This window comes from Umezawaea endophytica (assembly GCF_025061645.1).
Classification (GTDB): Bacteria; Actinomycetota; Actinomycetes; order Mycobacteriales; family Pseudonocardiaceae; genus Umezawaea; species Umezawaea endophytica.
In genome coordinates this window covers 54,984-69,133 of sequence record NZ_JANYMP010000006.1, presented here as the reverse complement: position 1 = coordinate 69,133, position 14,150 = coordinate 54,984, and the positions used below count along the sequence as shown (strand labels likewise).

Below are 14,150 nucleotides of genomic sequence, written 5' to 3'. Positions count from 1 at the left end.
CCCGTGGTGTCCGTGAGGTTCCCGTCCGGCGCGGCGTACGTCGAAGCGTTGCAGAACACAGCGCTGTGCTTCGACGACCCGGAGCTGAAGGGCGCCCGCGTCGAGCTGGACAAGCTGCACCGCCCGAGGGCGATCTCGGGCAACTTCGCCAGCGTGTTCTCGGTGACGGCCGCGAACGGGCGCCGCTACGCGATCAAGTGCTTCACCAGGGAGGTCTCCGACCAGGAGGTCCGCTACCGCGCGGTCAGCGACCACCTGGCCAAGCTCGACCACCGCTGGAAGGTGGGGTTCACCTACCTGCCGCACGGGATCATGGTCGAGGGGCGCCGCTACCCGATCCTCAAGATGGACTGGGTGGAGGCCACGAGCCTCACCCGGTGGCTCGACGACCACGTGAACGACTCGGCCGCCGTCGCCCGCGTGGCGCAGCGGTTCGCCGAGCTGGTGGCGGAGCTGGAGCACTCGGGCGTCGCGCACGGCGACCTCCAGCACGGCAACCTGCTCGTCGTCGGCGACGGTTCGCTGCGGCTGGTCGACTACGACGGCATGTACGTCCCCGCGCTGGCGGGGGCGGGCGCCGCCGAGCTGGGGCACCGGAACTACCAGTCGCCGACGCGGTCGCAGTCGGACTTCGACCCGACGATCGACCGGTTCTCCGCATGGGTGATCTACCTGTCGCTGGTCGCGCTCGCCGCGGAACCCGCGCTGTGGCAGCAGCTCCGCGAGGACGGCGGCGAGTACCTGCTGCTCGCCGAGGACGACTTCACCGATCCGATGACGTCCAGCAGGTTCTCGATCCTGCTCAACCACGTCTCACCGGACGTGCGGCTGCTGGTGGGGCAGGTGCAGGCGCTCGTGGCGATCCCGCCGACGCTGCTGCCGGAGCTGAAGCCCATCACGATCGAGACCCCGTCGACCCGGCACGCGTTCAACCAGCCGACGATCATGGGGCTGCCCGCGTGGATGGCCGATCACGTGGCGGACGTGGAGCCGGTGGTGGAGCGGCGGTTCACCCGGCGCGGGCCCGGTCTGATCGGGGCGACAGTGTTGTTGGCGGCCGTTCTGGTCGGGATGGTGGTGCTGGGGGCGCTCGCGTTGGTCGGTCCGGCGGTTGCCGGTGGGCTGGCGGCGTTCGGTGGGGTGCTGTGGTGCGTTGGGTTGGCGGTGTCCTACGTGCGTGGGGCGGATGCGAAGGCCGCGCGGGAAGCGCGTGTTCATCGGGACAACGCTCGGCAGGACCAGGTGGTGGCCAAGCAGGAGTTGGCTGTCGCTGCTCGGCGGGCGGATGAGTTGGCGGACGCGGCCAAGCGGATCGCTGAGGACGGGCGGAAGCGTCGGCAGACGGTGCAGGCCACGCACGGTAGTGAGCTTGCTTTGGTCAATCAGGAGCATTCTCGGTATTTGGCGATGTTGGCTACTGAGCGCACTGGTACGGCCAATCAGCTTCGGCAGGAGTTGGCCCAGGCTTTGTTGGCGGCTCAGGCTGAGCATGTTCGGGGGAAGTTGGAGAGGATCCTGATCGCTGAGAGCGGGATCGATGGGATAGGGGGGAAGCTCGTCGGGAACCTGCGTGATGCGGGGATCGTGACGGCTGCGGATTTCAGTGGTGTCGGGTTCATGGTTAACGGGCAGTTCCAGAACAAGATCGCGCAGTTCCACCTGACTTCCGGGTATTCCGTTCGGGTGCCTGGGATCGGGGAGGTGAAGGCGAATCGGCTGGAGGAGTGGCGGCGGGAGCAGGAGCGGCATGCTCGGCGGTCGCAGCCGGTTACTTTGCCTGAGGGGCAGATGAAGGTGATCGAGGCTCGGTTCCGGGCGCAGTTGCTTCAGTTGGGGACGGCTGAGCAGCAGGCTCAGGCGACTATCCAGGCCAAGAAGACGTTGTTGAATCAGCGGTTGAGCCATGATTTGGCGGCTTTGGATTTGGAGCAGAGGGCGTTGACGGCGCAGGCGTCGCAGGATCGGAGTCGGCATGCTCCGGTGCTTCGGAAGGCTGAGGGTGGGGCTGAGCGGGCTGGGCGGCGGTATGAGGCTGCTGTTCGTGAGGCGAACGGGTTTCGGCGGATTACGTATCCGCGGTATTTGGTGTTTGCGGTTGTTGGTCGGTAGGGGGTTTTGGGGAAGAGCTGGGAAGACCTAGGGAAGACCTAGGGAAGACCGGAAGACCCCGATGGCGCGAGTGTGTCGATGCCCGTTTCTTTTTGTCAAGGCGGGAAAGATGCCTTGACAAAAAGAAACGGGCATGACTTGCGCTGAAAATCGGGGTCCGGCCGGGGGTGGGGTTGGAAAAGCTGCGGTCGGGTTGCGGTTGCGTTGTGGGGGGCGTTGGGGCCGGGGGCCGGTACGCGGCGGTGGGTGGGGGGTCTGGTTTGGGCCGGGGGCCCTGGGATGTGCTGGTGGGTGGGGGGTCCGGTTGGGGTCGGGGGCCCTGGGATGTGCTGGTTCTTGGGGTTAGGTGCGGGGTAGGGGTTGGATGATGCCGAAGATGTTGCCCTCGGTGTCTTTGTAGTACGCGAGGTCGCCGATGCCTGGGACTGTGTCTTTTGGTAGTGCGACTGTTGCGCCTGCGCGTTCTGCGGCTGCTATGTAGGCGTCGATGTCGTCTACCGCGATCGTCAGTGGTGAGGCGTTTACTGGGGCGTCTGGGGCTGGTTCTGGGCCTCGGCGGACTGTTAGGCCGCCGTTGATGCCGTCGCCCTCGTCGCCGGTGGTGATGGACCAGTAGTCCATGTCGCCGAACCTCTGGAACTTCCAGCCGAACGTCGACTCGTAGAAGGCCTGGGCGCGGGCTGGGTCTGAGGCGTGGATTTCGAAGTGCACTGGGCGAGGCATGGGGCGGACGCTACGCCCGAAGGCGGTGGGCTACCAGGACTGTTGTTGTCGCCAATTCGGCTTAACGTTGGTGGCTCTTCCGCGTTGCGGGGTTGCTGACTGTGGTGCTGAGGGAGTGCACCGCTTCTGTCAGCAGGTGGCTCAGGGTTCGGGTTTCGCCTGGTGTTGTCCACTGGTGGAAGGCTGCCTGTTGGGCGAGCATGGCTGCGCCCGCTGCCAGGAACGCGGTTTGCCGGGGGTGGCCCCGTGTGTGTAGTTCGGTGGCGATGGCGGTGGTCAGTGCGGCGTTCTTGCTGAGTTCGCGCTCGTGCAGCTCCGGGTTGGCGGTGACGACGGCGTGGCGGCGGGCTGTCACGGTGCGGCGTTGTTCTAGCACCGTCTCGGCTACTGCTTCTAGGGCGCGTACGACGGTGTCGAGTGGTGGTGTGGTGTCGTCGCAGGTCGCGATCTCCTGGACGATCCGCTGTTGGAGTTCTGCGCTCAGGATGAACAGGACTTCGCGTTTGTCGGTGAAGTGGTTGAAGAACGTTCGTTGGGTGAGGCCTGCCCGTTGGGCGATTTCGGCGATGGTCGTGCGTTCGAACCCCTGCTCGTCGAACAGGTCCAGTGCGGCGGCTTGGAGGCGTTCGGCCGCGTCCGGTTTCCATCGGGGCATGGTTGGAGACTAGCGACTGCACGATGTGCAGTCACGGTGCTACGGTGATTGCACAAGCTGCAATCACGTCACTCAGCAGGAGGTCGTTCCATGGTCGCTGTATCGGTTGTCGGTCCTGACGACGGTGAGGTCATCGCCAGCGGGCCGTCTTCGAGGATTCGGATCCTCGAGGACGGCAGCAACACCGATCACCGGCTGGGGATCGGTGAGATCACGATCCCGCCGCACACCCCCGGTCCGCCGCAGCACCGGCACGCCCAGCACGACGAGGGTTTCTACGTGCTCAAGGGGACCGTGCGGTTCACCGTGGGGGTGGAAAACCACGACGCCGGCGCGGGGACGTGGGTGCTGGTCCCGCCGGGCGCGCCGCACACGTTCGCGAACATCGGGGACGACCCGGCGGTCATGTTGAGCACGTTCACACCGGACCTGTACGTGCAGTACTTCCGCGACCTCAAGGCGATGGTCGACTCCGGGCAGCCGATGACGCGGGAGACCATGGCGCCGATCTGGAAGAACTACGCCACCGAGCCGTCCACCGAGTACGCCACCTGACGTTGAAAAAGGTCGGGCCGACCGGCGGGTGCGGTTGTTCTCCTGGGATCCGAGGAGAGCGCGCACCTGGCCGGTCGGCCCGTTTTCAGCTACTAGCTGGTGATGTCCTTCGTGGTGAAGCGGCGGGCGGCCAGCAGGGTGAAGAGGCCGCCGTACACGAGCGCCGAGAACGCGCCCTTGGTCATCTCCGTCCAGTCGATGTCCGTCGACAGCAGGTCCGCCCACGACAGCGCGTAGTGCGTCGGCAGGTACTGCCGCAGGTCGCCCAGTGCGGTGATCTGGTCGAGGATCTGCGACAGGATCGACGCCAGCACGGCGCCGCCGACCGCGCCCAGCGGCGCGTCGGTGGCGACGGACAGGAACAGCGCCAGGCCCGCGACCCAGAACAGGTGGAGCGCGATGTAGCCGACCGCGAGCACCAGCGCGGTGACGCCGTCGCCGAACGACGCGGCCTCGCCGGTGGGGCTGACCAGTTCGCCTGAGCCGTACCAGACGACGCCGACGGCGAGCGCGACGGCGGGCAGCAGGATCAGGGCGAACAGCGACAGCAGGCCGGACGAGATGGCCTTGCGGCGCAGCAGCCGGTGGCGTGGGATCGGTGCGGCCAGCAGGTACTTCAGGCTGGACCACGACGCCTCGCTGGCGATCGTGTCGCCGAAGAACAGCGCCACGATCATCGGCAGCAGGAAGCTGCTCGTGACGAACAGGGTCAGCAGCACGAAGTTCACGCCGCTGGCCGTGGCCAGGTCGACGAAGCCGCCGGAGCGGCGGTTCGGCGACGCCTCGCCCAGTTCGAACGAGACCACCAGGATCACCGGCAGCAGCACCAGGAACGCCAGCACGAGCTGGGTCCGGCGCCGTCGGAGCTGGCGGATCAGCTCGACCCGCAGCGGCAGCGTCTTGCGGGCCCGGTAGCCGACGGTCGAGCCGTCCGGCGCGACCGCGGTCACCTCGCTCGCCACGGCCGTGGTCAGGTCGTCGATCGCGGCCGAGTCGGTGTGGACGCCGCTCGCGCCTTGTTCTTGCTCGCTCACGACGAACTCCCCTCTCCGACGAGTTCCAGGAACGCGTCCTCCAGCCTGCGGCGGGGACCGGCCTGGTCGACCATGATCCCGGCCTTGACGAGTTCGCCGAGCGCGACCGCGCGCGGCGTGCCGTTGAGGCCCGCGTGCACGAGTTCACCGTCGACGTGCACGTCCTGCACGCCGTCGAGGCCCCGGAGCACGGTGGCTGCCTGCGCGGGCTCGTCGACCTTGAACGTGGCCTCGCCACCGCCCTGCGCGATGTCCTCGACCAGTCCGGCCGCCACGAGCTGGCCCTTGTGCATCACCACGACGTGCGAGCAGGTCTGCTCGACCTCGGCCAGCAGGTGGCTGGAGACCAGCACCGTCCGGCCCGCCGCCGCGTAGCGGCGCAGCACGTCGCGCATCTGGTGGATCTGGGGCGGGTCGAGGCCGTTGGTCGGCTCGTCCAGCACGAGCAGGTCCGGCAGGCCGAGCATCGCCTGGGCGATGGCCAGCCGCTGCCGCATGCCCTGGCTGTACGTGCGGACCTTGCGGTTCACGGCGTTGCCGAGGCCCGCGATCTCCAGCGCCTCCTCGAAGTGCGCCTGCTCGACCGGTCGGCCGGTGGCCGCCCAGTACAGGTGCAGGTTCGCGGTGCCGGACAGGTGCGGCAGGAAGCCCGCGCCCTCGACGAACGAGCCGATGCGGGACAGCACGGGCGCGCCGGGCGTCACCTTGTGCCCGAAGACCCTGATGCCGCCCTCGGTCGGGTGGATCAGGCCCATCAGCATCCGCAGGGTGGTGGTCTTGCCCGCGCCGTTCGGCCCGAGCAGGCCCAGCACCTGGCCGTGCTCGACCCGGAAGGACAGGTCCTTCACGGCGGTGAGCTTGCCGGGGTAGGACTTGGTCAGGTTCTCGATGACCAGCGGCACGGTCAGCAGCTCGGGGTCGACGTCCGCGGCGAGCCTGCGCCGGAACGCGGCCACGACGCCGACCGCGACGAACGCCAGCAGCACGATGCCGATGCCCCACAGGGCGGTGGTCGACGTCGCCGCGACCACGTTGGTGCCCGGCACGACCGGGAGCTGGATGGCGTCGTCCGCCAGCGAGATCCGGTAGGCGGCGGGGGTCTCGGCGTTCGCGTACGACTGGTCCGTGGTCGCCACGACGAGCTGCACGCGGTGGTTGCTCTCGACCGGCCGCACGACGCCCGCGAGCGACACGGACACCTCGACGGGGCTGCCGTCGGCGGGCAGCGACGTGATCCGGACGGGCGCCACGGCCGCGCCGGGGAGCGTCCGGTTGCCGTTCTGGTCGGCGTCGTAGAACTTCACGAACAGCACGGCGCCCTCGGCGGGCACCGGCTGGCCGGGCACCGCCGCGACCTTCAGCTTCACCGTGGGGGAGCCCGCGACCAGCACCTGGGAGGTGAGCTGCTCGGAGCTGAACACGGCGGCCTGGCCGGGCAGGTCGATCGACAGCCTGCTGGACAGCGAGTTGGACCCGCTGAGGACCGCGCCGAAGCCCGGCAGGCTGCTCACCGCGGCGGGGTTGCCGCCCGCGGGGTTGACCACGATCTGCTCGCGGCCCTCCAGCGGCAGCGAGGTCCGCTCGGTCGCCGTCCCGCCGGTGAGACCGGGGTAGCTCCCCGAGGTCACGGTCCGCAGCGACGACGTCCCGTTGGTGCGGAACGCGCCCTGCACCGCGTACTCGAAGCCGGTGCCGGGGTCGGTGCCCTTGCCCTGGAGGTGGAACGCCATCCAGTCGGCGATCTCGCCGCGCAGCGACGCGCCGGGGCTGCCGCCGTCGTGGCCGCCCGCGTACCAGACGACCTTGACCTTGGCGCCGTTCGCGCTGATCTGGCGGGCGTTCGCGTCGGCCTGGTCGAGGCCGAACAGGGTGTCCTGCTCGCCCTGCACGATCAACGTCGGCTGCTTGATCCCGCTCGTGACGGACACGGGGGAGGCGTCGCGCAGCAGCTTCAGCGTCGCCGGGCTCGCCTTGCCGGTGGTCGCGACCTCCGTGTAGGCGGCGCACACCTCCGGGGTGAACCGGCCGCACGCGTCCGGGGCCTGCGGGGTGGCCGTGCCGGGCTGGCGGCCCTGCGCGGCGACGGAACCCGCCGCCGAGGCGGCGTTGCCGACCGGGTCGTCGTCCTCCTGGCCGGGCTCGGGAGCCTCGCGGCCGGGGTTCGTGCCGTCGGCGCCGGACAGGCCCGCGGAGAAGAAGATGCCCGCCCACGAGCGCTTGAACACGCCGACGTCGCCGGAGGAACCGGCGGCGGGCGTGGTCGCGGAGGACGCCTGCGTGGCGCCGTAGTTCGGCAGCAGCGCCTGCGACAGGTCGTTGTAGGTGATGACCGGCGCGAGGGTGTCCACCCGCGGGTCGACACCGGCGAGCAGCAGCGACAGCGAGCCGCCGTAGGAGCCGCCGGTCACGCCGACCCTGGGGTCGCCGGGGCCGTCCGTCTGCACCTCCTCGCGGGTGGCCAGCCAGTCGAGCAGCTTCTGGGCGTCCTTGACCTCGTAGTCGAGGGAGTTCAGCGAGATCTTGCCGGTGCTGCGGCCGAAGCCGCGCGCCGAGTAGGCGAGGACGACGAACCCGCGTTGGGCCAGCTCGGTGGCCTGGGTGGCCACGCTGGCCTTGCTCCCGCCGAAACCGTGCGGGAGCAGGACGGCGGGCGCGGGCGTCTGGGCGGGCAGGTACAGCGTGGTGTCGATCTGGATCGTCTGCGAGTTGCCAGGACTTTCCGGTACGTCGATCACCGCGTCACGGGTGCTCACCGGCGGAGGGGCGTCTTCCGATCGTGTCCAGAGCACGGTGCCGCCGACGAGGGCGAGCACCACGAACACGATGGGGAGAGACCACCTGCCGCGGAGGCGGGAGAGGTGGGACACGAGTTGACCTTATTGGAGGTTTGCTGAGAACGGGCTGAAGGTATAGGGCGGCCTGCCCGTGGTCTCCCGGCATTTCGGCTGGTGGAAGAAACTCGGAGGTCTTTCGGGTGAAATCGGCCGGAACGGGTGCGTCTGGTCACCACGAGTGGCGCGGGGTACCCCCGGTGGGACACACTCAGGGCGAGCGTGGAGGGGAGTACTCCCGACGCAGCGGTGTCGTCAGCACGGTGCTCGACCTGAAGAGCACCCGGTGCCGTTGGCTGGGCAGCACGATCGCCCGGTGGAGGAGACCTCCGGGCATTGGCGTGCGCCTGTCCGGAGGTTTGGAATAATGGTAGTTCCCGCGTGGCTGTGGATCGCCACGATCGCCGGTCTCCTCGTCCTCCTGGCCGTCGACCTCGTGATCGTCGACCGCAAACCGCACGAGGTCACCATCGGCGAAGCGGGTCGGTGGGTGGCGTTCTACGTCGCCGTGGCCATCGCCTTCGGGGCGGGCCTCTGGTTCTTCGCGGGTAGCCAGCCCGCCACCGAGTTCTTCGCCGGGTACATCACCGAGTACTCGCTCAGCGTGGACAACCTGTTCATCTTCCTGATCATCATGACCACGTTCAAGGTGCCCGCGATCCACCAGCACCGGGTGCTGCTCATCGGCATCCTGATGGCGCTGGTGATGCGCGGCATCTTCATCGCGGTCGGCGCGGCGGTCATCGCGCAGTTCAGTTGGGTCTTCTACATCTTCGGCGCGTTCCTCATCTACACCGCCTACAACCTGGCGAGGACGAACCACGACGAGGAAGAGGACGACTTCAAGGAGAACACCGCGCTGCGCCTGGTGCGGAAGGTCTTCCCGGTCACCGACGAGTACCACGAGTCCAAGTCGTTCATCAAGGTCAACGGCAAGCGCTTCGTGACGCCGATGTTCATCGTGATCGTCGCGATCGGCACGACCGACCTGCTGTTCGCGCTCGACTCGATCCCGGCGATCTTCGGCCTCACCAAGGAGCCGTTCCTCGTCTTCGCCGCCAACGCGTTCGCCCTGATGGGCCTGCGGCAGCTCTACTTCCTGCTCGGCGGCCTGCTCAGCAAGCTGGTCTACCTGTCGGTCGGCCTCTCGGTCATCCTCGGGTTCATCGGCGTGAAGCTGATCCTGGAAGCCCTGCACACCAACACGTTCTCGTTCCTCAACGGCGGTGAGGGCCTGCCGGTGCCGACGATCGGCATCGAACTCTCGCTCGGCGTGATCGTCGGCGTGCTGACCATCACCACCATCGCCAGCCTCATCAAGGTGAAGCGCCACCCCGAGGCCGCCAAGCACGTGGGTTCCTCGCTCTGACCCGGTAGGAGCCGTGAGCGTGCTGGACTGTCCTCGGACCTCCAGCACGCTCACGGCTCGTCCCGTCACACCACGCGCTTCCCGTCCATCCACACGCCGCTGACGGCCTCGCGGAACTCCGCGCCGCTGCGCGCGGCGAGTTCCTCCGCGTTCCCGCGCACCAGAACGAGATCCGCCTTCTTGCCGGGCTCGACCGTCCCGAGTTCACCGTCCACACCGAGCAGTTCGGCGGCCGACCGGGTGGCGGCGTGCAGCGCCTGCGCCGGGGTGAGTCCACACGCGACCATCAGCGGCAGCTCGTCCAGGTTGTCGCCGTGCGGGCCGACGCCGGAGTCCGAGCCCATCGCGATCTTCACGCCCGCCTCGACGGCCATCCGCACCGACTCGTCGTGCCGCGCGGACACGCTGATCGCCTTGTCGCGGATGTGGTCGGACACCGTCATGCCCGCGGCGATCTGCTTGAGCACGGCTCGCGGCGCGGTCAGCGTCGGGACCAGCCACGTGCCGCGCTCCAGCATCAGGGTGACCGCCTCCTCGTCGAGGAACACGCCGTGCTCGACCGAGCGGACGCCGTTGCGCGCGGCGACCTTGATACCGTCGGTGGCCTGGGCGTGCGACATGACGAAGATGCCCGCCGCGGCGGCCTCGGCGACGACCATCGCGACCTCCTCGTCGCGGAACTGGCCGAGCTTCGGGTTCGAGCGCGGTGACAGCACCCCGCCGCTGGTGGCGATCTTGATGACGTCCGCGCCCGCCCGCACGAGTTCGCGGACGATCCGCCGCAGCTCCTCCGGGCCGTCGCCGACGCCGTTCGGCATGCCGGGGTGCAGCACCGAGTTGTGGACGCCGCACGGCATCCAGTCGTCGCCGTGACCGCCGGTCTGCGACACCATGCTGATCGCGATCTGCATCCGCGGGCCCGCGACCAGCCCGGTGCGCACGGCCGTGGCGACGCCGAGGTCCGCGCCCAGCGCGTCGCGCACCGACGTGATGCCGCACTCCAGCGTCGCGCGCATGTTGCCGATGGCCTGGTAGAACGGCAGCGAGAACGGGGTGTTCAGCGCCTTGACCGTGTCGATGTCGCCGAACATGAAGTGCGTGTGGCAGTCGAAGAGGCCCGGCAGGACCGTGCACCCGGTCGCGTCGACGACCTCGTCGCCGTCCAGACCCGTGCCGACCTCCACGATCCGGCCGTCCTCGACCACCACGTCACCGGCCTGCGCGGACGCGCCGGAGCCGTCGAACACCTTGCCACCTGCGAACACGATCCGAGTCATGGCACCGCAATCCTGTGTGATCGTCAATAAATCTCGTGAGGCTTGCTAAGAATAGTGCGGTAACGTGCTCCATCGTGCGCCCCGATGACCTGAAACTGCTGTCCGTGCCCGGCCCGCTCGCGCTGCACGGCGACCTGCTCCTGGTCACCGTGACGAGCCCTGACCTGGCCGCGAACGCCTACCGGGGCGGCCTGCACCGCGTCCCGCTCGACGGCGGCGACCCCGTCCGCTGGACGTGGGGCGACCGCGACTTCGCCCCCCGAGTCTCACCGGACGGCCGCTGGGTGGCGTTCCTGCGCAGCTCCGGCACCGGCAAGGCCGCTGCACCGCAGGTGCACGTGCTGCCCACCGGCGGCGGCGAACCGCGCCGCGTCACCGACCTGCCGCTGGGCGCGGGCGTGCCCGTTTGGGCCCCGGACTCGCGGCGGATCGCGTTCACCGCGCACGTCCCCGAGCCCGGCCGCTACGGCACGACGGCCGTCGAGGGCGAGGACGCCCCGACCCCGGACGCCGAAGCGCCGCGCCGCATCACCCGGCTCGACTACCGCGTGGACGACATCGGCTTCCTCGGCGACCGCGAACCGCGGCTGCACGTCCTGGACGCCCTCGACCCCGAGGCGAAGCCGGTCGAGCTGACCGACGGCCGGTTCGCCGTCGCCGAGCCCACCTGGACGCCGGACGGCGCCCGCGTCGTGTTCGTCGCCGACCGCGACTTCGGCACCCCCGAAACCCTGCACAGCGACCTGTTCTCCGTGTCGACCGACGGCGGCGAGCCCGAGCTGCTGGTGCGCACCGAGGGCAACGCCGTGCTCCCCGTGCACGGCCCGGACGGCACGCTCTACTTCTACGGCGGCGAGTACACGGGCATCCACTCGGTGGCCCGGAACCTGGGGCTCTGGGCGCACTCGGCGGCGGGGCTGCGCAGGCTCACGGACGTGGAGACCGTCGACTGCGAGCGCGCGGCGGGCACGGCGGTCCCGACCGAGTCCGGTGTGGTCGTCGCGGTGCGCAACCGAGGTGCCGTCGAGCTGCGTCGGGTGCCGTTGGACGCGTCCGGTGCGGTACTGGCGGACCTGGAGGTCCTGACCGGGGAGAACGCCGAGGTCAAGGCGTTCGGCGTGCACGGCGACCGGATCGCGGCCGTGGTGTCCACTTCGGACAACCCCGGCGAGGTCGAGCTGCTCGGCAGCGGTGTGCTGACCGACTTCGCCGGGCCGGTGCGGGAGGCCGGGGTGCACCCGTCGGTGGAGCTGACCGGCACCGCGCCCGACGGCTACCCGGTGCACGGCTTCCTGGTGCTGCCGGAGGGCGAAGGTCCGCACCCGGTCCTGCTCGCCGTGCACGGCGGACCGTTCATGTACCACGGTCACGGGTTCTTCGACGAAGCCCAAGTGTACGCGAGCGCGGGTTACGCCGTCGTCCTGCCGAACCCGCGCGGGTCGGCGGGGTACGGGCAGGAGCACGGGCAGACCGTGGTCGGCGCGTTCGGCACGGTGGACGTGGACGACGTCCTGGCGGTACTGGACGCCGCGCTGGAGCGCCCGGAACTCGACGCCGACCGGGTGGGCGTCATGGGCGGCTCGTACGGCGGGTTCATGACCAGTTGGCTGGCCGCGCACCACGGTGAGCGCTTCCGCGCCGGGTGGAGCGAGCGGGCCGTCAACGCGTGGGACTCGTTCGGCGGGTCGTCCGACATCGGCTGGTTCTTCGTCGACGCGTACTGCGGCGCGGACCCGGCGAAGCAGCACGCCATGAGTCCGCTGACGTACGCGGAGAAGATCTCGATGCCGTTCGCCGTCGTGCACTCGGAGCACGACTGGCGCTGCCCGCTCGAGCAGGCGCAGCGGATGTTCGTCGCGCTGAAGCGCAACGGCGTGGACGCGGAGATGCTGGTCTTCCCCGGCGAGGGCCACGAGCTGACCCGCTCCGGGAAGCCCCGGCACCGCCACCAGCGCTTCGACGCGGTGCTGGAGTGGTGGTCCAGGCACCTGGGGTGAGCGGTCCGCCGCGGGATTCCCGTCCTGAGTGGTGGGCGGGATATCTCAATGGCTAGCGATAACGGCGTCAGTGCGGCACGCTGCCTCCATGCAGTGGACCGTCCGGACGGCGCGCCCGGAGGACGCCACGGAGATCGCCAGGATCAACGTGGCCGCCTGGCAGCACGCGTACCGGGGCATCGTCGCCGACCCCGTGCTGGACCGGATGCTGCCCGAGAGCAGGTTGCCTGGGTGGACGCGTGTCCTTGCCCTGCCGGAGCCGTCGGCCGTGTTCGTGTCGGTGGGTGAGGATGGGGTGATCGGGGCTTACTGCGCGGTTGACGCCGTGCGGGAGGTCGGGGACGCGCATCCTGATCTGAATACCGGGGAGATGACGGCTATTTATGCTGATCCTCGGTTTTTGGGGACCGGGGCTGGGCATGAGGTGCATGAGGCTGCTGTTCGGCATTTGATCGAGCATGGGTTTCGGTATGCTGTTTTGTGGGTTTTTCAGGATAATTTGCCCAGTCGGGAGTTTTATGAGGCTCATGGGTGGCGGCATGATGGTGTCGTGCACCGGTATGAGCTGGGGGAGCAGGAGTTGCCCGAGGTGAGGTATGCGCGGTTCTTGTCCGCGCCTCGGAGGAGGAGTACGGCCGCTGTGCGGCGGAGGAAGAATTGAGCTTGTGGTCGTTCTTGGGGGCGGCTGCGGGTTCCGGCGCAATCGGCTCGGCGGGTGCGCGTTCCAGCGTGGTGTGGCCGATTTGACTTGGGGCCCCTAGATTCGACCCTTCGCCGGGCACTTAGGGCGGAGGGTGAAGCTGCCGCCCGGCGAAAGTTTAAGGGTCGAATCCCCCAAGTAAAATCGGCCACGGTTTTAGGGCCGCGGCTTGGTGGGGTGGTTTTTTTGGGGGGCGTCTGCTGTTTTGTGGTCGTGTTTGATTGTTAGCCTAGAAGTGTGTAGTTGAGTTCTTCGCACACCCTGGCCAGTGGTAGGTCTAGGCCTGGGTGGTCCAGTGGTAGTAGTACGTCTGGTGCTGCTGGTAGGCAGGTTGCTCCTGGTGGGTCCCATAGGCATACTGCTGGGTCGCCTGAGTCCATTGATGAGCGGTACCAGAGGCCGTCTAGTTCTGGGTGGGCTGCGCGGATTGCTCTTGCCCAGGCCTGGGTTAGGTGTTTTGGGCCGCTGCTTAGTTCTTGTGATGCGCCTACTCTTGTTGGCCATAGGCCGGTTAGGTCTAGTAGTCGTAGTGTTCTTCTTGGTCTTAGTGCTACCAGGAATGGGCTTCTTGTTCGTCTGTCTACTACTGAGGTTGCCTGGAAGACTTCTGCGACGCTGGTTCGTACCGTTAGGCCGAAGTACAGGACGCCGTGTTCTTGCGCTACTGCTGGTGTGCCGTCTGCTGTTGGGGGTTGTGTGTCGAACCTGGCGTGGGGCAGGGGGCCTGTGTAGCGGAACGTGTTCCAGCGTTGGGGGTGTTGCCCTTTTGCTGTGAATACGCGCACCAGGCGGGTTGCTCGGTGTACTGCCACGACGTCTTCCGTTCGGCGCAGTATCGCCTGGAGAACGGCGGGAGCAGGCGGCTGGGGGAGCCGTGACATGCGGATCCTGGTGGCTAGG

General features: G+C 68.4%; 11 protein-coding genes. 5 read left to right on the top strand and 6 right to left on the bottom strand.

Annotation, left to right across the window (positions count from 1 at the left end):
* The first annotated feature begins 12 nt into the window (after positions 1-12).
* Complete coding sequence (locus NZH93_RS49805) at positions 13-2,109, top strand: protein kinase domain-containing protein (protein WP_308214199.1); 2,097 nt, start codon at positions 13-15, stop codon at positions 2,107-2,109.
* 342 nt (positions 2,110-2,451) lie between these two features.
* Here the strand turns inward: NZH93_RS49805 and NZH93_RS14780 are convergent, their stop codons facing one another.
* Together NZH93_RS14780 and NZH93_RS14775 are read right to left on the bottom strand one after the other, a co-directional pair.
* A complete protein-coding gene (locus tag NZH93_RS14780; RefSeq protein ID WP_259623633.1) occupies positions 2,452-2,832 on the bottom strand; it encodes a VOC family protein in 381 nt (126 codons plus the stop codon).
* 61 nt (positions 2,833-2,893) lie between these two features.
* On the bottom strand, positions 2,894-3,487 hold the full coding sequence (locus NZH93_RS14775; protein ID WP_259623632.1) for a TetR/AcrR family transcriptional regulator: 594 nt from the start codon (positions 3,485-3,487) through the stop codon (positions 2,894-2,896).
* Positions 3,488-3,577: 90 nt separating this feature from the next.
* On the opposite strand from NZH93_RS14775, the gene NZH93_RS14770 reads away from it, so the two are divergent.
* Complete coding sequence (locus NZH93_RS14770) at positions 3,578-4,042, top strand: cupin domain-containing protein (RefSeq protein WP_259623631.1); 465 nt, start codon at positions 3,578-3,580, stop codon at positions 4,040-4,042.
* 92 nt (positions 4,043-4,134) lie between these two features.
* Here NZH93_RS14770 and NZH93_RS14765 read toward each other — a convergent pair whose 3' ends face one another.
* Positions 4,135-5,076 carry an ABC transporter permease gene (locus NZH93_RS14765; protein ID WP_259623630.1) on the bottom strand — a complete coding sequence of 314 codons (942 nt, stop codon included), beginning with the start codon at positions 5,074-5,076 and terminating at the stop codon, positions 4,135-4,137.
* Positions 5,073-7,943 (bottom strand): alpha/beta fold hydrolase, encoded by a 2,871-nt coding sequence (locus NZH93_RS14760; protein WP_259623629.1) that lies wholly within the window; start codon positions 7,941-7,943, stop codon positions 5,073-5,075. Before NZH93_RS14760 ends, NZH93_RS14765 begins: the two co-directional genes overlap by 4 nt.
* Before the next feature lie 331 nt (positions 7,944-8,274).
* Here NZH93_RS14760 and NZH93_RS14755 point away from each other — a divergent pair, with 331 nt between their 5' ends.
* The gene (locus NZH93_RS14755; protein WP_259623628.1) at positions 8,275-9,276 is read left to right on the top strand and encodes a TerC family protein; all 1,002 of its coding nucleotides are present in this window, start codon (positions 8,275-8,277) and stop codon (positions 9,274-9,276) included.
* A gap of 65 nt (positions 9,277-9,341) precedes the next feature.
* Here the strand turns inward: NZH93_RS14755 and NZH93_RS14750 are convergent, their stop codons facing one another.
* Positions 9,342-10,553, bottom strand: coding sequence for a metal-dependent hydrolase family protein (locus NZH93_RS14750; protein WP_259623627.1), 1,212 nt, complete (start codon positions 10,551-10,553; stop codon positions 9,342-9,344).
* A gap of 74 nt (positions 10,554-10,627) precedes the next feature.
* Between NZH93_RS14750 and NZH93_RS14745 the strand changes: the two genes are divergently transcribed.
* Positions 10,628-12,550, top strand: a complete 1,923-nt coding sequence (locus NZH93_RS14745; protein ID WP_259623626.1) for a S9 family peptidase — start codon at positions 10,628-10,630, stop codon at positions 12,548-12,550.
* 88 nt (positions 12,551-12,638) lie between these two features.
* Positions 12,639-13,211, top strand: coding sequence for a GNAT family N-acetyltransferase (locus NZH93_RS14740; RefSeq protein ID WP_259623625.1), 573 nt, complete (start codon positions 12,639-12,641; stop codon positions 13,209-13,211).
* A gap of 263 nt (positions 13,212-13,474) precedes the next feature.
* Here NZH93_RS14740 and NZH93_RS14735 read toward each other — a convergent pair whose 3' ends face one another.
* Positions 13,475-14,131, bottom strand: coding sequence for an RES family NAD+ phosphorylase (locus tag NZH93_RS14735; protein WP_259623624.1), 657 nt, complete (start codon positions 14,129-14,131; stop codon positions 13,475-13,477).
* Positions 14,132-14,150: the final 19 nt, after the last annotated feature.

Coding starts and splice junctions, on each gene's coding strand:
- NZH93_RS14780 (WP_259623633.1), bottom strand. CDS start 2,832: ATGCCTCGCCCAGTGCACTTCGAAATCCACGCCTCAGACCCAGCCCGC.
- NZH93_RS14775 (WP_259623632.1), bottom strand. CDS start 3,487: ATGCCCCGATGGAAACCGGACGCGGCCGAACGCCTCCAAGCCGCCGCA.
- NZH93_RS14770 (WP_259623631.1), top strand. CDS start 3,578: ATGGTCGCTGTATCGGTTGTCGGTCCTGACGACGGTGAGGTCATCGCC.
- NZH93_RS14755 (WP_259623628.1), top strand. CDS start 8,275: ATGGTAGTTCCCGCGTGGCTGTGGATCGCCACGATCGCCGGTCTCCTC.
- NZH93_RS14750 (WP_259623627.1), bottom strand. CDS start 10,553: ATGACTCGGATCGTGTTCGCAGGTGGCAAGGTGTTCGACGGCTCCGGC.
- NZH93_RS14740 (WP_259623625.1), top strand. CDS start 12,639: ATGCAGTGGACCGTCCGGACGGCGCGCCCGGAGGACGCCACGGAGATC.
- NZH93_RS14735 (WP_259623624.1), bottom strand. CDS start 14,131: ATGTCACGGCTCCCCCAGCCGCCTGCTCCCGCCGTTCTCCAGGCGATA.